Genomic DNA, 18909 nt, shown 5'->3' with positions numbered 1-18909 from the left:
CTACATTGCACTGCAGAGTAAAATATGTAAATTTTTTCTGTCAAAACGTCATTTTATTGAAGCGTCCAAATTAAAAGGGTCATACCAATATTCTCTTTTCAGAGAGGGGAACATTCATGAGTCAAGAACAATATTTGAAAAAGAAAATGGGGTTTTGGTCACTTACAACATTATCTCTAGGGGGAATAATAGGATCTAGTTGGCTCTTTGGACCATGGGTAGCTGCTAAATTAGCAGGCCCGGCAGCCATACTTTCTTGGATTATTGGTGCGTTTGTTATCACACTCATAGCGCTTGTTTATGCTGAATTAGGAAGAGTAAAACCTGAAACAGGAGGCCTAGCAAGATATCCGCTTTATTCTCACGGAAAAATGCTTGCTACCGTTACTAGTTATTCAATCTGGTTTGGCTATTGTGCTACAGCTCCCGTAGAATCATCAGGTGTTATTCAATATGCCAATCAGTTTTGGCCAGGGTTATATGATGTAGCAAAAGAACAACTAACAACATCAGGTATTCTTGCAGCGATGGTTTTAATGATATTCTTTGTTGTTTTCAATTATTTTGGGGTGAAATTATTCGCAGTCACGAACAATATCATTACAACCATTAAGTTTGTAGTCCCTGTACTAACGATCATTGCATTTTTTATGACAGGCTTTCATCCAGAGAATTTTTCAAGCCAAGGATTTGCACCAAATGGCTATAGCGCTGGTTTAAGTGCCATTTTAACAACCGGAATATTTTTTGCTTATACTGGGTTTGGTAACGTCATCATGATGAGTGGGGAAGTCGTCAACCCTAGAAGAAATATTCCACTTGCCCTCATTACATCATTAGGTGTTGCGGCAGTATTATATGTGTTACTTCAAATTACATTTATCGGCGCAGTTCCAACAGAAATGTTAGCGAATGGTTGGAGTGGCATTAAATTTGATTCACCATTTGCTAATTTAGCCATGATGGCTAATATGGTTTGGCTATCTTGGATTATTACAGCTGATGCGATGGTTTCGCCAACAGGTTCAGCTCTTACTTATACAGCTGGTACGTCAAGACATGTATTTGGTATGGCGAAAAGTGGATTCCTACCATCTTATTTTGGAACAATTAATAAAAAATTCGGTGTTCCAACACGTGCACTGGCACTCAATTTCCTAGTAGGATTATTATTTTTATTCCCACTGAAAAGCTGGACAGCTATCGTTGCGATTGTAGGAGCTATCGGTATTTTTAAATATGCTTCAGCATGTGTAACGGTTATGGTTTTCCGTAGAGTAGGTCTGACAAAAAATAATGGGCTACCTGGTATGCAATTCATTGCGCCAATGGCATTCGTTTTTGCCACACTGCTTATTTATTGGACAAATTGGAGTAAGGTACAGCTAGCCATTACTGGATTAATAATAGGTATTGTTTGTTATTTAGTAATTTTCTTTATTCAAAAACACCAATCAGTTGAATTTTTTGGTGGTATCTACATTATTATTTATATTTTAATGCTTGTATTGATGTCTTTCTTAGGGAATTTCGGTGGGAAAGGTATCATTCCTGACCCTTATATGTCCGTAATTGTCGCTATATTTGGCTTAGCCTTTTACTATTTTGCTGTTTACAATGGTGTCTGGTATATGCGTAAAAGAGGAAATATTGAGGAATTACAGGAAAGCATTTCTGAAATATCATAACGTTTAATAGATTGATTGAAGGAGAATGAATGATGAAGCTTTGGGGCGGTCGCTTTAGAAAAGAAGAAAACAAATTAATGGAAGATTTTAATAGTTCATTAAAGGTGGATCAAAGACTTTACAAAGAAGATATTAAAGGCAGTATTGCCCATGTCCATATGCTAGTACAATGCAATTTATTGACTGAGAGGGAAGGACAAGATATTGAGAATGCACTTCTTTCCATTTTAGAGGATATTGATAATGGCACATTACAAATTGAAGGAAATTATGAAGATATTCATAGTTTCGTAGAGTCGAATTTGACTCAACGGATCGGTGACACAGGGAAAAAACTTCATACAGCGAGAAGTCGTAATGACCAAGTAGCAACAGATATTAGACTTTATGCAAAAAACAAGGCGTTTGAGGTGATTGCCTCAATTGAAGCGTTACAACAGAGCTTAGAACAAAAAGCAAAAGACAATAACGTTATGATGCCAGGATACACACATCTTCAACGTGCGCAGGTTGTAACGTTTCAACATCATTTGATGGCTTATTATCATATGTTAAACCGCGATAAAAAAAGAATTGTGAAAGCGATAGAAATTATGAACGAAAGCCCGCTTGGATGTGGAGCATTAGCAGGAACTACTCATGCGATTAACCGTGAGATGACAGCTAATGAGCTAGGCTTCTCTAAGCCTGTAGATAATTTCTTAGATGGCGTAAGTGATCGCGACTATTTATTAGAGTTAATGTCAGATTTTTCAATCATTATGATGCATTTAAGTAGATTAAGTGAAGAGCTCATTTTGTGGAGTAGTCAAGAGTTTAGATTTATTACGATTGATGATGCCTATTCTACTGGCAGCAGTATTATGCCACAGAAGAAAAACCCTGATGCCGCTGAGCTGATACGAGGCAAAACAGGACGTGTATATGGTTCACTGACTTCACTCTTAACAACAATGAAGGGCTTACCACTTGCTTACAATAAAGATATGCAAGAAGATAAGGAGCCATTTTTCGATGCATTGGACACCGTATTATCTTGTCTACAAATTATGTCCAACATGATTGCTACGATGAAGGTGAACAGTGAAAACATGAAAAAAGCAGTCAAAGGAGGTTTTCTGAATGCAACAGAGGTCGCTGATTATTTAGTGAGCAAAGGTGTTGCGTTCAGAGATGCACACAGCATCGTGGGTTCCATCGTTATTTATTGTGAAGATCATGACAAAGCCATTGAAGATTTAACAATGGATGAATTGAAAGAATTAAGTTCGTTTATCGATGACGATATCTATGACTATATTGACTATCAAAATATTTTAAATAAGGGGATTAAAGTAGGTTTATTATTATAATGAAGCAGGGAAAACGACTTTGTTGAAATGCATGACGGGTTCTAGGGTGGAAAAAAGACAAGGCATTCATTGAGGATGTGCCACTTGAGCAATGGAAACAATCGGTTATGTCCCTCAAGCTCATAAAAGGTAGCAGAAATTGAAGACAAACACATTGTTCAATTATAAAAATGTGTTTGTCTTTTTATCTATTTTTCTATTTTTAAATTAAAGTTCAAAAAATCTACAGTCTGAGGTTGAGAAATTATTTGTTCACACCATATCTTCTACATTTAAATATTTTGTTTCACAGTAATAGCCTTTGCCGCCAACATAAACTTTTTCTATTTCATTCTTGCTATTGGTTGCTAATTTCACTAATATTTCGGAAGGAGAGTGTAAAGAATAACCTTGTTCAAATACATAGACTTCCTTTTGTAAGTGGTGCTGTTCATAAAGGTAGCAAGCTAATGCACCGTTAGAAGTTCCAGTCGCTGCTTCTTCATTGATGTCGTATAGTGGAGCAAAATTTCTACATATTATTCGATTGTCATTAAACGTATACAGATGCGTCCCGACAACATGATAATACTCGCTGATTTCTTTTATTTTTTCAAAATTAGGTTGCAATGCATGTAATTGTGTTTCGCTTGTTATCGGAATTAAAATATCTTTTAAGCCAGTGGAAACAATTTGTATTGGGTATTTATTGTCTATATCTTTTATGTCAAAACAATCGATAAAGTCGTTTGGAGAAATAATATCATAGAATATCGGTTTGTTTTGTTCCATGAAAATGATGTCATCTTTTATCGTAATAGTAAGAACACCGCTGTTTGTTTCAATTGTATAGCGATCCTTGAAAAGTTTATTTAAATGCATCAGTATCGTGAAAGCGCCAATTGTGGCATGACCACATAAATCAACCTCTTCTTTTGGTGTAAAATACTCTAATTTATAATCAGCCATTTCAGATGCTGATATAAATGCAGTTTCCGCATAGCCCAATTCTTTAGCTATCGCCATTTTTTGAGTAGTAGTCAATGTATGCTCATGCTCATTAAATACCACTCCTGCTTTATTCCCGCCTTGATGATCCTTGCTAAATGCACTTGCAACATAAACGGATATTTTCATAAAACATCTTCCTTCCTCATTTATAGTGAATTGTAGCATAAAAAGAACTACGTAAAAATGTTGTTGGATAAATTTGCTAAAAAGCAAGAGACAAACTATTTTAGCATCTGACATCTTCAAAAATAGAATGTCTACTGTTTGAAAAACGGTTTAAAGACGCCTTACTTCATCTACTAGGAAGAACGCGAATAGTAGCTGATTCCGTCTTTGTTTTAACCTTTAACGTCAGACCCATGATCATGATGATGATCAATAATAAGGTGAAAAGGGCGACGTCAAATGTATTCGTCATATCTTTGATGACACCAACAAGCATAGGAATGATGCCGCTAATGATATAGCCACCGAATTGAATCATCGCTGTCCATTCACTTGCCTCTTTTGGTGTAGTCGTAGCATCTAAAGGTAAAATCATTGCTAATGGGAATAAACCACCAGCACCGATCCCTGTCAACGTCGCACAGAAAATTGGCGAGATGCCGCCCATAATTAACATCAAAATGCCAATAAAGGAGCTTGAAGCACAAAGTAGCATCCAAGGCTTTCTCTTGAAACTATTATTTATTAAGATGGGGATGATAAAGCTACAAATCATTTGCATGACAGAAAAAATAGTGACCGTTGTTGCGGCGTAAGCGTCACTATATCCCATATCCTGTACTTTTGGAGCGAGCCATGTCGCGAGGGAATAATAAACGCCTGATTGTAAACCGAACATGACCATAAGGAGCCAAACATATCGGTTTCCCCAAGGTAGTCGACTTTTTTGACTTGCAGATTTCTCTATGGATTCTTGAGATTTCTTAGATTTTTTAATAATAGGAATCCAAACAATGATCCCCATAAGAGCAAATACCGACCATATCGCTAAAGCTGCATTCCAGGATTGATGAAAAGCATGCATAGCAGGTACAACTAAACCAGCACTTAAAGACGCTCCAATTCCCATACCCGCAGAATATACACCGATCATCGTAGAAGAATATTTAGGAAATTCCTTTTTGATATAGCCTGAAATCAGTGGACCTGTAATAGCAATACCTATCCCACTAAGAATAGCTGTTACTAATAAAAATAAAGGAAAAGTTGCCACTAACCGTAAAGCTGTTGATACACCAATTAATAAAACGGATAGCCCAATCGTCCATTCGATACCCCATCGTTCACTTAGCTTGCCAGCCAATGGTGCAAAAATCCCCATACAAAATACGGGAAGTGCTGTTAATAAACTTACAACAACACTTGTCATCTGCAAATCCATTTGAATATTTTTCAATACCGGCGAGATAGATGTGATCGAAGCTCGTAAATTCATAGATAGTATAAACAAAGAAAAAACGCTCCAAATAATCGGAAAGTTTTTTGATTTCGCCATCACTGAAAACACCTCTTTTAGTTATTATTTGATATACTATAGTTAACTTTTAAATTTAAAAATAAACTATAATTAATCGATTTGTATACTATAATATACTATTTATACAAAGTCAATGGGAGGGGTGCGCAGAATGCAGGAGGAAAATATCGACTTATCTGGACAAGTTGGAGGAAATTTACGGGAAATTCGAAAAAGCAAAAGAATGAGTTTAGAGGAGCTGGCGAATGTCAGCAATGTTAGTAAATTGACGTTAGGGAAAATTGAACGAGGGGAAACGAATCCGACTGTCAATATTCTTTGGAAAATTTGTAGAGGGCTTAATATTCCGCTTGTCGCTTTACTATCTTTTGAAGAAAATATAGAGGTTCATCGTTTTGGCTCAGACTACCAATTCGCAGGTCATAATAACGACTGGTTTGTTGATCCATTATTCAAAACAAATGGGACTGAATGGTTTAGAGGTCGTCTTGAACCGAATAGTGAATACAGCGAGTGTCACCTAGCAGGCTCCGAGGAAATTGTGCTTGTATTAAATGGGCAATTGGAGCTAAAGGTTGGAGAGAAAACCCATCAGCTAAACCAATGGGATGTCATTAAATTCAAGGGTGAAGAACTTCACACGTATATCAATCACTCGGATGAAAAAGTACATTTAATGCTGTCCTTAACATATACAACCCCATGATTGTTCAACAATAATCAAGCAGAAGTTGATCCTATTTTGGGGAGGAAAAAATAATTCTGATTATCGATTTCATCAATGTTTATTTTTTTCATGAATATCAATAAAATCTTCTAGAAGATGTGCTACACGCCAATCATTTAAACGAGGAAATCGATAAAATTGGCGTTATAAAAATATACATTGATAAAGGCAATCCTATATTTATCCCATTCAACTAATCTCAACAATGATTACTTGATATCACAATAAATAAAAGTGTGGACTCTTACTTTGATGGTGAAAATTTCAAAGAATTGTTTACCCTCATTGTCTTTTGACTATATATCATGCGTTTCCATACAAAAATCGTCCTTACTAAGTTAAGTAAGGACGATTTTTTTCTATTTAGATATAACCCCAAATCATACATAATAATGTTCCAAAAATGGTCACGAGCGCAATGATTAAGCCATAATAAATATTGGTATAGATGGCTGGTTTATCATTTGTTTCACCAGCATGCATAAAGACAACTAACTGCAATCCTGCCTGAATAAATGCTGTGACTAATAAAATAGTCATGGTAATCGGAAAAGATAGATTGAAAAAATATACACATGCCGCAATGATCGTAAGGATTATAGACACACCAAACCCCATGACTTGTTTCATCGGGAATAAATCACTCATGTTACACCATTCCTTTCAAGTAAATGAAGCTGAAAATAAAAATCCAGACCACATCTAAAAAGTGCCAGTATAAAGAGAAGATAAACGATTTATTGGCTGTTTCTGGTGTTAAACCACGTTGGATGAGCTGATAGACGATGAACATTCCCCAAAATACCCCAAAGGTAACGTGTGCACCATGTGTTCCTAATGTTGTTAAAAGGGCAGCCGTAAAGGCACTCGTCTGTAAGCTCGCACCAACATGAATATAGTGCATAAACTCGTAAACTTCAAAACCAATAAATACGACACCGAGTACTAATGTCAAAACATAAAACCATATCATTGCTTTCGTATAGCCCTTACGCATAGCATGTATACCTAAGCCAATGGTAAAGCTACTTGTTAAAAGAATAAACGTTTCAAATAAAACAGGTGTAATTTCAAAAATCTCCGCTCCTGTTGGACCATTCCCAGTACGGTCTACTAAAACAAAATAACCTGCGAATAATGTGCCGAAAAGCATAATTTCAGCACCAATAAACACCCAGAAGCCTAATATATTCAATTGATTTTGCTGAGTACTATATTCTAAAGGAAGTGATTGATCGATTTTCATGATTGACTACCTCGCAATTTCGATTCCGTTGCTTTCACTTTTTCGACAGGTACATAGTGTCCTGGATCTTTTTCCAATGAACGGTGAGCCATGCATATAAAAATACCAATGGTTGTGAGAATTGTTGGTATCCACATACCGAAAACAAAGGAGAAGCCCCATGCAAAGAAAATACAGCCTAATATGAAAGGCACACCGCTATTATTCGGCATATGAATCTTTTCATATAGCTCTGGGAACAGATCATGCTGATGATATTTTGCATCCCATAACGCTTCTGTTGAAATCACGTGTGGAACCTTGGCAAAATTATAGTAAGGCACAGGGCTTGGTGTAGCCCACTCTAATGTGCGAGCGTCCCAGGGATCCGACCCAACATTCCTTGGTGAATAACGAATACTGTAAATAACATTGTAAACAATTAAGATAAAACCAATTGTTAAGCCAATTGCACCGATAAACGAAATCATATTCCACAGCCCAAAACCAGTAGAGGCAGAATAAGTGTACATACGGCGTGCTTGTCCATCTAAGCCAGAGACAAACATTGGCATAAAGGCTAGCAACGTACTGATAGCAATAATCCAAGCTGTCCACTTGCCGATTTTTTCATTCAACATAAAGCCAAACATTTTTGGCCAATAGTAATGTAAGCCAGCTAGCATTGCAAAGACAACGCCGGGAATAATCACCATATGGAAGTGGGCAACCAAGAACATTGTGTTATGGTATTGATAGTCGGCAGCTGACATGCCAAGCATTACACCTGTTACGCCACCTATTGTAAAGGTAGGAATAAATAACATGGAGTAAAGCATTGGCGTTGTGAAAACAATTTTTCCTTTCCAAAGGGTGAATAACCAGTTAAAAATTTTAACCCCAGTTGGGACGGCAATGGCCATCGTTGTAATCGAGAAAATACTATTTGTTAAAGCACCTTGTCCCATCGTAAAGAAATGATGTGTCCATACTAAAAACGAAAGGAAGGAAATGATTACCATGGAGCCGACCATTGATTTATAGCCATAGAGATTGCGTCCTGAAAAAGTAGAAATAATCTCACTGTAGATCCCAAAGGCAGGTAAAATCAGGATATAAACCTCAGGATGCCCCCAGACCCAGAAAAAGTTTGCCCACAGCATATCCATACCACCATCGGATGTTGTGAAAAAATTAGTAGCAAATAGTCGGTCAAAAGTTCCCATCGTTAAAGCTACCGTTAAAACTGGAAAAGCAAAAACGATAATCACGTTTGCTACTAATGAAGACCACGTAAACATCGGCATTTTCATAAGTGTCATGCCTGGTGCTCTCATTTTAAGTATTGTCACAATCATATTAATACCAGTAATTAATGTGCCAAGACCTGAAATCTGTAAGGCAAATAAATAATAGTTTGTTCCTACAGATTGACTAAATTCATTATTTGCTAGAGGGAAATAATTCGTCCAGCCAGCATCAGGGGAGCCACCTATAACAAAGGATATATTTAGTAGCATGGCCCCCATGAAAAATAGCCAAAAGCTTAATGCATTCAATCGCGGGAAAGCAACGTCTCTTGCACCGATTTGTAAGGGCACAATATAATTCATAAAGGCCATAATAAAAGGCATGGCCATAAAAATAATCATGACTGTTCCATGTGTTGTGAAGATTTCATTATAATGCTGCGCATCAAGTAATGTATTGTCAGGTACAGCCATTTGGGCACGCATCATAATCGCATCTGCTCCACCACGGAAAAGCATCAGAAGGGCAGAAATTAGATACATAATACCAATACGTTTATGATCAACGGTTGTTAACCATTCACGCCAAAGGTAGCCCCATTTTTTAAAGTAGGTTAAGCCAACTATAATTGCTATCACTGTCAGTCCAATCGCAACCATCGATGCATAGATAGCTGGGCTTGGATGGGGTATAGCAAATCGTTCGAAGTACTCCATATGACTATGTCTCCTTTTAATTAATGATCGTTTTGTTGAGAAGCATGATCTTTAATGTGTGATGTGCCATGCTGATGTCCACCATTCTCACCCTCAGGGGCTGGCAGGAATGTTAAATGTGTACCAGTGTAGGTTGATTGGCCAACGTGTCCTGGTTCTAGCAACGTCTTAAATTTTTCTTCTGTTAATGGTTCAGCTGTTGCTTTTACTTCCTTCACCCAATCATCAAACTCATCCTGAGTCACTGCTGTTACGTTAAACGTATTTTCAGCGAACCCTTTACCATTAAAGTTTGCATTTCTCCCCATATACTCCCCAGGTAGATCCGCAGCCAGATGCAATGTATTCACCATATCGGCCATTGCATATTTTTGACCACCCAGTTGAGGAATCCAGAAACTTGTAATTGGTCCGTAAGAATAAAGTTTAAATTCGATAGGACGCTCTGCAGGAATATACAAATAATTCACCGTTTCAATATCTTCCTCTGGATAGCTAAAATGCCATTTCCAGTTCGATGTTGAAGCATAAATGATTAACGGCTCTTCCTGTTTGTATTTCTCTGGTGTAGATTCCACCTTATAGTTACTTTCAACAGAAATAAAGGATAGGTACGCTACAATTAAAACGGGTATACCTACACAAATGATTTCCACCTTTGTACTCCCTTTAATGTGGGGAGGCTTATAGTCAGGGCTTTGCTTAGATGCACGAAATTTCACTAACATATAAGCTAACAACACAAAAACAATGAGTACGATAAAGGACATAATCCCTATCGAAAGCATAATATCTTTGGCTTGCACTTGAGCTTGAGGTCCTTTTGGATCTAATACTAACAATGGGTCACAGCCTGTTAGCATAGTGACAATAGTGGAAAGACCAATTAATCTGAGCCAACTTTTTTTCATAAACAAACCCCTTTAACTGTTTCATTGAAGTGCTATAGGCTACTACGGGTTTGTATGGAATTCGATTCACAATTGATTTTTATAATAGGGGGACTTCTTTTGAAAGACAAGGCGTTTTCCAAGATAACACAGAATGTTCTCAAACGAGAAAAATAATTTCAGTATAATTTTATAGAGGGAAATGCGCATCAAATAAGGGCTTTTATCAATTAGAATGGATTGAAATTGAAAGTGGATGGTAAAAGTAATAAGGAAATGGATGGTTAGTTTCAAATATTGTTATAGTATGATTGTCTTTTTAGCTTATTTACTAGCGTTAAGAAAGGATAAGGCATAACTGAGGTGAGTAAACATGGATTGGAAACCTGATCGAACAGTAAAAAAAGCGATTTATAAGCAGCTCGCAGAATACATTGAAAAGGGGATTGCAGATGGGACATTCCCGCCCGATAAACCCTTACCATCTGAGCGCTATTTAGCAAACGCTTTGAGTGTAAACAGAAGTACGGTAGTTAATGCATACGATGAATTGGAAGCAATGGGGCTGATTGAACGAAATCGTGGAAGTGGCACAACCATTAGCAAAGACATCTGGGGCATTACGAGGAAACGAATTCCTAGCTGGAATCGCTATATTGAGGCAGGTTCCTTTTTACCGAACCTTCCTGTTACCCAGAAAATTAGAAAAGAGGCTATTGAACATAAATTAATTAATCTAGCTACTGGCGAATTATCAGAGGATCTTTTTCCCAAAGGCGCCTTGAGAGAAATTACCGCAACGCGTTCATTTATCGGTAGCCTTGGGTATGACCATCCTTTAGGGAGTGACATATTACGGACAACTCTTTCACGGCATATTAAAAAAAGCAGAGGAATTGAGACAAAGCCTTCCTCCATACTGATTACTTCAGGAGCGCAGCAAGCCCTACATTTGATTGTCCAATGCCTGTTAAAGCCTGGAGATGCAGTCGCCATAGAAGATCCTTCTTACAACTTTAATCTGCCTATATTTAAAACAGCAGGCTTACAAATCCATTATCTTCCTGTCAATAAGGATGGCATTAACCCGGATGATTTGCAAGTATTATATAAAAAACATCGAATTAAAATGATTTTTCTAAATCCTGATTTTCATAATCCTACGGGATCTTCCTTAGATTTAAAGAAAAGAGAAGCTATTCTAGACATATCCTCTAAATTAGGTATACCAGTAGTAGAAGATGACCCCTATAGCCTAACAGCTTTTTCGGGGGATAAAATGCCTACGCTTAAATCGCTCGATAAGAACGGGAATGTTTTATATATTAGCTCTTTGTCCAAAATTGTAGCCTCAGGCTTACGAATAGGATGGATTGTTGGTCCTACATCTGTAATCGAACGACTATCCGATGCCAAGCAACAAATTGACTTTGGGCATTCTAGTTTCACGCAATGGATTGCCAATGATTTTTTAGAATCCCCTAATTTTAATTTGCATATGAAGCATTTAGTGAAGGAATTAGAAACACGACGAGATACCATTGTACAGAGTCTCGATATGTATTTAAAGGACGAAGTGACGTTTTCCATTCCTCAAGGTGGGATACATTTATGGTGTCATGTTCTCAAGGAATATAACGAAACGCAATTACTTGAGGAATCCATTAAGCGAGGCGTCATTTATGTTCCTGGATCTACGATGGGCTCCAAAAAGGGTTTTGTACGCTTCACTTATGCGAGGGAGGATGTTCATTCAATCAATGAGGGGATTAAAAGGTTTGCACAAGCTCTAAATAGCTTCTAGTAATTTTGTAAATTATAGCCAAGTGGATGGCTGAGAAAGTGCTTAAGTGGATGGTTTAAATTCGCTAGAAAGTATTTAAGATAGAGTCATGGATAACAACTATCCATCAAGGCTAACTACTATCATGGCAGTGTGGATGGATTCACAATTATTCACACAAGTAATGAAATTTTTTATGATCTGGAAGGTGATAGGACAAACCTATTAGTAGCATGAGAAAGATATCAGTGAAGAGGTAGTTCACTTGATTCGCTATAAAAATAGGCAAACACTTTAATCAAGAGATTTAAAAAATTCACAACAAGTATCGTTGGTTTTCTCAGTTTTACCTGTTCAAACAGTCTCAATCGTTAGCTTTAGGCTGCTGATGAGAAAACATCAAGGCAGTCACACCTTATTATATTTTAATTCCCACAAAGGTATAGGGGGAAATAGGCACCCTACTATACGGACACTTAAATCTTAGTTAAAAAAACACCATCCAGCCACTTAGTCTCGATATTCTATCGATGCTAGGTGGCTGCTTTTTTTCATTAAAAGTAGTTGAGTAGTGCAAGAAGACAATTTGGTGGAGCTATCATTAGTGTTTTGCATAATCGCCGCTACACTTACAAGAAGCCGCCACTACATTATGAATTAACACAAGGGAAGGATTATTTAAAAAATAACGACAACAAAAAAAGTCGCATTCCTGTAGTTCAGGGCTCGACTTTTTGGGAAAAAATTTATGAGAAATACATTGAAATATGTATAGTCTTGTGATAAATTTATAGAGATAGACACTGTATAATTATTATACCGCGTATTATCCCTATTTTAATTATACAATACAATCTATTGTGTCGTCAACAATTTTAATTTTTATTTTTTTGAGGGGTGGTTGCGATGAAATCAGCAGGGGCAAAACAGCAGATTGTAGATTGGGGGAACAAACACACGAAGAAGCTCCATTGTTTGAGACAATCAAATGGCTTCCTAAACATGTGAATGAAATTGAAAAAGATAAAGAAAGTAGGACTGATACTATATGTCAGAGAAAACCATTTCAGTTGAGACAAAAGCGCCTTATGGCATGATTGCCATTTTATTTATCGGGGCCTTTGTTGCTATTTTAAATGAGACCTTACTCAACATTGCACTACCAGCCATTATGGACGAATTCGACGTGAAAGCCACTGCAGTACAATGGCTTTCAACAGGCTATATGCTAATTAACGGTATTTTAATTCCTGCCAGCGCATTCTTCATTCAACGCTTTACAGATAAAAAATTATTTATTACAGCGATGGCTCTGTTTACATTAGGTACATTTCTAGCTAGTATTGCACCTGCATTTGGTGTGTTATTAGCAGCACGTATGATTCAAGCTGCAGGCTCAGCAATCATGATGCCTTTATTAATGAATGTGATGCTAACTGCATTTCCAGTTGAAAAGCGAGGAGCTGCAATGGGGATGTTCGGTCTTGTCATGATTACAGCTCCAGCGATCGGGCCGACGCTTTCTGGTTGGATAATCGAGCATTATAGCTGGAGAATGTTATTTGATCTTGTGCTACCAATTGCCATTTTAACTTTAATTTTTGCAGCCTTTAAATTAAAGGATGTGACACCACAACGTGCCATTAAGCTCGATGTGATTTCTCTTATTCTATCAAGCATTGGATTTGGCGGCTTGCTTTATGGCTTTAGTTCCGCAGGTGAAAAAGGATGGGATCATATCCTTGTATATGGAACTATTATTATTGGGACAATTGCTTTAATTACGTTTACCCTTCGTCAGCTACGAATGGATGAGCCCATGCTTGAGTTTCGGATTTTCAAATATCCAATGTTTGCCTTATCCTCAGCCATCTCCATCGTTATTTCGGTGGCGATGTTCTCGGCTATGATTTTAATGCCTATTTACGTACAAACCATTCGTGGTATTTCACCAATGGATTCAGGTCTGCTCATGCTGCCTGGCGCCATTGTGATGGGCATTATGTCTCCGATTACAGGGAAGCTCTTTGATAAATACGGAGCAAGAAGCTTGGCTGTATTTGGCTTGATCATTACCATTGTTACGACATATTACTTCAGTAAAATTAGTATGGATACAGCTTATTCTACATTGGTGCTGCTGTATACATTACGTATGTTTGGGATGTCTATGGTAATGATGCCCGTGATGACAAATGGTTTAAATCAGCTACCAGCACACAATAATCCACACGGTACAGCTATGAACAACACATTACAACAGGTTTCTGGTGCGATTGGTTCTGCGGTGCTGATTACGATTATGAACAATAAAACAACTGCCAAGGCAGAGGAACTGGCTGCAGGTGCGATGAACAATATGAGTGCCAATGCAGCACAGGCTACGACACAGTCTGCCAGCGAAGTAAAACAGCAAATCTTAAACGAAGCCATGCTGCATGGCATCAATTATACGTTCTTCCTTTCCACATTGATTGCGGCCATCGCACTCATACTTGCCTTCTTTATAAAGCGAGTTAAGCCTAACTATGATAATCACACAGGTGGGGAAGTTGCTGGAAAACAGGTAGAGGAATAATAGTAGACGGGTGTTGCTTCAGTTTAGCAACGCCCGTTTTTTCTTAAGAAATTTTATATAGAGGTGGGGAAACCTAGTAAGAATAAAAAAAGGCATTCCATCCATAGATGAAATACCTTTTCTAGTAGCTATTGAGCTAATCGTTGGATAAAGGCTTCTAATTGGACCAATGTGACATTGTCGTTTACTCCGAATGTGCCGTCACCTTTACCTACGGTTACTTTATTCGAAGCAAGGATCCCTACATAATTATTTGCCCAATGTGAGCCTGGAACATCAATAAATTGTTCAGCTGTTCCTTGCTGTGTTAGATGAAATGCTTCCACTAAGACTTTAGATAGTTGTCCACGTGTCATTGGAGAACCAGGATTGAACTTTCCATTATCATCACCCGTAAAAACGCCAATTTTTTTAAGGGCCTCTGCAGCACCTGCATATTTAGACGAAGGCAAAATATCTGGGAAACTTGAATTCGTATTACTCGTATCTAAATGTAATTTATTAGCTAATCGAAGAGCTACCTCACCACGCGATGCATATATGCTAAAGTCAATTTCCGCATCTTTTACTTCTCCATAATCAGAGAAGTTGGCAATACGTTTTGCCCCTACATAACGTGAACCCCAATAGTAGGGGTCATTCACTGTATCTACCTTAACCCCAGAACTTGTAGTAGCTGAGATAAAATTATTGTCACCTATGTATATACCAACGTGTGAAACACCGCTTCCAGATGTATTAAAAAATACGAGATCACCCGTTTTTAAATTGTCTTTTGCGATCGAAGTACCTTGTTGGTATTGAGCTTTAGATGTACGCTCTAATGAAACGCCTAGCTTAGAAAAAACTAATTGTGTATATGCTGAGCAATCCACACCTGTCTTAATATCCGTTCCTCCATATTTATAAGGAGCTCCTATATATGCTTTGGCTGTATTTGTTATATCTGCTATTGTTGCCGCTTTCGCATCATGAATACCCATACCTGTAAAGAACATAAACGATGCGAAAATGGGTAGTAACCATTTTTTCTTCAAATCAATCTTACTCCTCTCAAAAAGCTTTCGCCTTTGAACTAAAGTAAGAATAGCATGAAATAGGGCAGAGTTATTTTTCAATAATATTACCAATTACCCCTAATCACCAAAATTGAAACCTTAATTTTAATTGTGTAAAACTTTTGCAATAATAATGGGCAATTTTACTAAAAATATATGAAATTAATGGATTTACAGGGACATAAGTGTTAATTTAAACGTTTTATCCAATTGAAAAATCGTTATTGTACTAGTGGCTTTCCATCATAACGGTTATTTAAACATTATTATTTTTAGGTGATACTACGTTATGACACTAAGGATAGTGGTAGAAAATTCTGCTTTTAGGTAGCTCCCGTAACTGCAAAGTCGTTTACTGTTAGATAGGAAAAGTTAGCCTTACTTTATGTTTTTGAGCAATGGATAAGTTAAACTATAATAAAATAAGTAGGTTCAACATGAAGAAATACAGCTGCGAGCTAATGAAATAATAAGGAAACATAAATCGAATGAATACTAAAGGAGAAGGAGGTATTCCATTGCAGCAAATTTTTAATGAATTAATAAAACAGGACATCAAGCCATTTCTACTCAAGCTAGGCTTTAAAAAGAAAGGATTGAATTTCTATCGAACAAACGAAAACCTTATCTATCTGATCAATTTCCAAAAATCCTCTGGTAATACAGCCGACACTATGATGTTTTATGTGAACTGTGGGATATATGCGGCAGAGCTAGCACGGCTACAATCAAGAGAAATGGTGACAGCACCCAAAGAAGCAGAATGTCACTTCCGAGCAAGGATTAACTCCATTGTCGAAGATGCACCTGATCGATTTTCCATCACAGCCACTACAAATTTGGACAAATTTACAAAAATATTGCTGCTGGGGTTAGAGGAGGTTCATAATTTCTATGAAACGATGACTTCTGCAAGATCCATTGTTGATTATTATATAGCAGGGCCATTTTTGCACTTGGGCGAAGAAAGTTTTCATTTTTTATTACAAGCCAATGATGTAACAACAGCAAAGCTCTATTTTAATGCATTGCAGAAGAAGCATGGAACCGAACAGAGGTGGTCCATTTTTCAAAATAAATACCAAGCCATTTTCGATCAATACGGTGTGGAATTTGGGGAAAATTAGTCATCAAAACCAGAGCTCATTCTTGAACGAGAATCTGGTTTTATATTTTAGGAGTTGTTCAGTATATTATCTAGTATTCTTCCCGTTATCGGCATAAAAAAATGGAGGATATAACCACCAAAGCAAACTGTTAATAATGTACCGACACCGATGGGGCCATTAAAAATGATAGCTAACATTAAAAATAAAATATAAATAAGGGTTCTTGAGAAGAAAACCGTTTTTCTTGTTAATTCTTTGATGATCAAAGTAAGTCGATCTACAGGAATTGGTGCAAAATTTGTATGTAAATAAGTTGCCGTTCCTAATCCAACCACAACTAATCCAATGGTAAAACAAACAGCTTGGCTAAACCAAAGATCTGGGGTTACTAAATCATGTAATAAAAATAACCACATATCAATCCCTATGCCAGTGATCAATGCGGTGACAAACCCTAAAATTTCAGGTCTTTTTCTAGCTAATAGAGAATTGCTACCTATTAATAGGAGTGCTAAGATGATTTCCCAACTACCTACAGTAAGCCCCACATTTTTAGATAATCCTACTAGAAGTGCATCGAAAGGTGATGTGCCGAGTTTAGATTGAATCGTGAGCGAAATACCTAGCGTTAAAATTAAAATGCCCACTACATAAAAGACATATTTCAACTAATAGACCTCCTCCTACTATTTTTATTGCAAATACAACAAAATTGCGTTAAATTGACTATATACTCTTTTTATTGCATTTGCAATATAAAATCCAGAAAGAGTTTACAACAAAGGAGTGGAATCAATGTCTGTTAAATTAGAGAAGTGTGAACACGCAGATTTAAAACAGCTTCAAGCAATAAGTATTGAAACATTTAATGATACATTTAAAGATCAGAACTCCCCCGAAAATATGAAGGCTTATTTAGAGCGTGCCTTTCATAAGCAACAGCTAGAGAAGGAATTGGCCAATTTGGATTCAGCATTCTATTTTATCTATTATGAGGAAGAAATAGCTGGTTATCTAAAAGTAAATGTCAATGAAGCACAATCCGAACTAATGGGGGATGAGTCATTAGAGGTGGAGAGAATTTATGTTCGACATCAATATCAAGGAAAAGGGCTTGGCAAATACCTTATGAATAAAGCAATAGAGGAGGCTGTGGCTCAAAGCAAAAAAAGCATTTGGCTAGGGGTTTGGGAGAAAAATGACAGTGCCATCGGTTTTTATCAGAAAATAGGCTTTGTCCAAACAGGCGCCCACTCATTTTATATGGGTGACGAAGAACAAATTGACCTTATCATGACAAAAACACTTGCCTAAATTTTATGGCAGAAACGTTGATTCACAACATTTCTGCCTGCTATTTTAATGGCTTCTATTTTTCTTCATCGCCTCAGCCAACGCATCAGCATGTGGATTTTCCTCTTTATAAAGTTCTTTTATTATATTGGCGTAATCACTAGCACTTCGATTTTGACTTAATTTATAGGCTGCCTGTACTTCTTCCACCTTTATTTTAAACCCCTTTATTCCTTTCATTTCTTGTTGCAAAAGCTCAGGAGATAGTTTATCCCACAACACAGGATTTTCACGGAATGACTCATATTTTTCAAGTAAGCTAGTCAAATCTTGTTCTAAAGCTATTCCTTCAATCAGACTTGCCTTTCCATATACATGGACAGCTTGATAATTCCAGGTTGGCACATTTTCATGCTCATACCACGAAGAAGAGATATAGGCATGTGGACCGTTAAATATCACGAGAATGTCTTGTACTTCCTCAAAGGTCTTCCATAAAGGGTTACCATAGGCTAAGTGACCTGTCAGATAATAGTCATCCTCGATTTTTTTCAGCAACACGGGTATATGGGCTGCAATAGGCTTACCTTTTCGAATTGAAACGATTGTTGCAAAGGAATTATGTTGAATAAATTCTTTGATTTCTTCTAAATCCGATACTTTGTAATACTTAGGAACATACATGGAAATCTCTCCTTATACATAAAATCATCGCGAGCTTTTCGAATAAACAAATAATTGTGCAGGCATGTCTTTACAATTTCTA

At 37.1% G+C, this 18909-nt stretch carries 16 protein-coding genes; 7 read left to right on the top strand and 9 right to left on the bottom strand.

Annotated elements, in window-relative coordinates:
• Positions 1–116: 116 nt before the first annotated feature.
• Positions 117–1688 carry an APC family permease gene (locus NY607_RS18560; protein WP_237900825.1) on the top strand — a complete coding sequence of 524 codons (1572 nt, stop codon included), beginning with the start codon at positions 117–119 and terminating at the stop codon, positions 1686–1688.
• 29 nt (positions 1689–1717) lie between these two features.
• Positions 1718–3040, top strand: a complete 1323-nt coding sequence (gene argH / locus NY607_RS18555) for an argininosuccinate lyase (protein ID WP_237900827.1) — start codon at positions 1718–1720, stop codon at positions 3038–3040.
• Between the two features lie 252 nt (positions 3041–3292).
• Here argH and NY607_RS18550 read toward each other — a convergent pair whose 3' ends face one another.
• Together NY607_RS18550 and NY607_RS18545 are read right to left on the bottom strand one after the other, a co-directional pair.
• Positions 3293–4156 carry a PhzF family phenazine biosynthesis protein gene (locus NY607_RS18550; protein WP_259420133.1) on the bottom strand — a complete coding sequence of 288 codons (864 nt, stop codon included), beginning with the start codon at positions 4154–4156 and terminating at the stop codon, positions 3293–3295.
• 166 nt (positions 4157–4322) lie between these two features.
• Positions 4323–5531 (bottom strand): MFS transporter, encoded by a 1209-nt coding sequence (locus tag NY607_RS18545; protein ID WP_237900831.1) that lies wholly within the window; start codon positions 5529–5531, stop codon positions 4323–4325.
• A gap of 133 nt (positions 5532–5664) precedes the next feature.
• On the opposite strand from NY607_RS18545, the gene NY607_RS18540 reads away from it, so the two are divergent.
• Positions 5665–6219: a helix-turn-helix domain-containing protein gene (locus NY607_RS18540; RefSeq protein ID WP_131520223.1), complete on the top strand. Its 555-nt coding sequence runs from the start codon at positions 5665–5667 to the stop codon at positions 6217–6219.
• A 384-nt stretch (positions 6220–6603) separates the two neighbouring features.
• Here the strand turns inward: NY607_RS18540 and qoxD are convergent, their stop codons facing one another.
• From qoxD to qoxA, 4 genes are read right to left on the bottom strand one after another with little or no spacing between them, the layout of a single operon-like run.
• Entirely contained in the window at positions 6604–6888 is a 285-nt protein-coding gene (qoxD, locus tag NY607_RS18535) for a cytochrome aa3 quinol oxidase subunit IV (protein WP_036079092.1), read from the bottom strand.
• A 1-nt stretch (position 6889) separates the two neighbouring features.
• Positions 6890–7486 (bottom strand): cytochrome aa3 quinol oxidase subunit III, encoded by a 597-nt coding sequence (gene qoxC, locus NY607_RS18530; protein WP_048392792.1) that lies wholly within the window; start codon positions 7484–7486, stop codon positions 6890–6892.
• On the bottom strand, positions 7483–9432 hold the full coding sequence (gene qoxB / locus NY607_RS18525) for a cytochrome aa3 quinol oxidase subunit I (RefSeq protein ID WP_259420132.1): 1950 nt from the start codon (positions 9430–9432) through the stop codon (positions 7483–7485). Before qoxB ends, qoxC begins: the two co-directional genes overlap by 4 nt.
• Positions 9433–9452: 20 nt before the next feature.
• Positions 9453–10343 (bottom strand): cytochrome aa3 quinol oxidase subunit II, encoded by an 891-nt coding sequence (gene qoxA / locus NY607_RS18520; RefSeq protein WP_237900833.1) that lies wholly within the window; start codon positions 10341–10343, stop codon positions 9453–9455.
• A 352-nt stretch (positions 10344–10695) separates the two neighbouring features.
• Between qoxA and pdxR the strand changes: the two genes are divergently transcribed.
• Positions 10696–12126: a MocR-like pyridoxine biosynthesis transcription factor PdxR gene (gene pdxR / locus NY607_RS18515; RefSeq protein ID WP_259420131.1), complete on the top strand. Its 1431-nt coding sequence runs from the start codon at positions 10696–10698 to the stop codon at positions 12124–12126.
• A gap of 1027 nt (positions 12127–13153) precedes the next feature.
• Positions 13154–14683, top strand: a complete 1530-nt coding sequence (locus NY607_RS18510) for a DHA2 family efflux MFS transporter permease subunit (protein WP_237900835.1) — start codon at positions 13154–13156, stop codon at positions 14681–14683.
• A 128-nt stretch (positions 14684–14811) separates the two neighbouring features.
• Here NY607_RS18510 and NY607_RS18505 read toward each other — a convergent pair whose 3' ends face one another.
• Positions 14812–15720 (bottom strand): C40 family peptidase, encoded by a 909-nt coding sequence (locus tag NY607_RS18505; RefSeq protein ID WP_237900837.1) that lies wholly within the window; start codon positions 15718–15720, stop codon positions 14812–14814.
• 539 nt (positions 15721–16259) lie between these two features.
• On the opposite strand from NY607_RS18505, the gene NY607_RS18500 reads away from it, so the two are divergent.
• The gene (locus NY607_RS18500) at positions 16260–16868 is read left to right on the top strand and encodes a DUF4304 domain-containing protein (protein WP_237900839.1); all 609 of its coding nucleotides are present in this window, start codon (positions 16260–16262) and stop codon (positions 16866–16868) included.
• A 47-nt stretch (positions 16869–16915) separates the two neighbouring features.
• Here the strand turns inward: NY607_RS18500 and NY607_RS18495 are convergent, their stop codons facing one another.
• A complete protein-coding gene (locus NY607_RS18495) occupies positions 16916–17518 on the bottom strand; it encodes a YczE/YyaS/YitT family protein (RefSeq protein WP_259420130.1) in 603 nt (200 codons plus the stop codon).
• Positions 17519–17645: 127 nt separating this feature from the next.
• Between NY607_RS18495 and paiA the strand changes: the two genes are divergently transcribed.
• Positions 17646–18164, top strand: a complete 519-nt coding sequence (gene paiA, locus NY607_RS18490; RefSeq protein ID WP_259420129.1) for a spermidine/spermine N(1)-acetyltransferase — start codon at positions 17646–17648, stop codon at positions 18162–18164.
• A gap of 45 nt (positions 18165–18209) precedes the next feature.
• On the opposite strand, the gene NY607_RS18485 is transcribed toward paiA, so the two are convergent.
• Positions 18210–18827: an FMN-binding negative transcriptional regulator gene (locus NY607_RS18485; RefSeq protein WP_259420128.1), complete on the bottom strand. Its 618-nt coding sequence runs from the start codon at positions 18825–18827 to the stop codon at positions 18210–18212.
• Positions 18828–18909 lie beyond the last annotated feature (82 nt).

Origin of the sequence: Lysinibacillus sp. A4 (genome assembly GCF_024919535.1) — a bacterium.
Classification (GTDB): Bacteria; Bacillota; Bacilli; order Bacillales_A; family Planococcaceae; genus Lysinibacillus; species Lysinibacillus capsici.
The sequence above is the reverse complement of the archived record's forward strand: the minus strand, read 5'-3'. Positions and strand labels throughout refer to the sequence as shown.

Bases quoted from the DNA above. Each gene is read 5' to 3' on its own strand.
- NY607_RS18550 (WP_259420133.1), bottom strand. From the start codon at position 4,156: ATGAAAATATCCGTTTATGTTGCAAGTGCATTTAGCAAGGATCATCAA.
- NY607_RS18510 (WP_237900835.1), top strand. From the start codon at position 13,154: ATGTCAGAGAAAACCATTTCAGTTGAGACAAAAGCGCCTTATGGCATG.
- qoxC (WP_048392792.1), bottom strand. From the start codon at position 7,486: ATGAAAATCGATCAATCACTTCCTTTAGAATATAGTACTCAGCAAAAT.
- paiA (WP_259420129.1), top strand. From the start codon at position 17,646: ATGTCTGTTAAATTAGAGAAGTGTGAACACGCAGATTTAAAACAGCTT.
- NY607_RS18545 (WP_237900831.1), bottom strand. From the start codon at position 5,531: ATGGCGAAATCAAAAAACTTTCCGATTATTTGGAGCGTTTTTTCTTTG.
- qoxA (WP_237900833.1), bottom strand. From the start codon at position 10,343: ATGAAAAAAAGTTGGCTCAGATTAATTGGTCTTTCCACTATTGTCACT.
- NY607_RS18540 (WP_131520223.1), top strand. From the start codon at position 5,665: ATGCAGGAGGAAAATATCGACTTATCTGGACAAGTTGGAGGAAATTTA.
- qoxB (WP_259420132.1), bottom strand. From the start codon at position 9,432: ATGGAGTACTTCGAACGATTTGCTATACCCCATCCAAGCCCAGCTATC.
- pdxR (WP_259420131.1), top strand. From the start codon at position 10,696: ATGGATTGGAAACCTGATCGAACAGTAAAAAAAGCGATTTATAAGCAG.
- qoxD (WP_036079092.1), bottom strand. From the start codon at position 6,888: ATGAGTGATTTATTCCCGATGAAACAAGTCATGGGGTTTGGTGTGTCT.
- NY607_RS18560 (WP_237900825.1), top strand. From the start codon at position 117: ATGAGTCAAGAACAATATTTGAAAAAGAAAATGGGGTTTTGGTCACTT.
- argH (WP_237900827.1), top strand. From the start codon at position 1,718: ATGATGAAGCTTTGGGGCGGTCGCTTTAGAAAAGAAGAAAACAAATTA.
- NY607_RS18485 (WP_259420128.1), bottom strand. From the start codon at position 18,827: ATGTATGTTCCTAAGTATTACAAAGTATCGGATTTAGAAGAAATCAAA.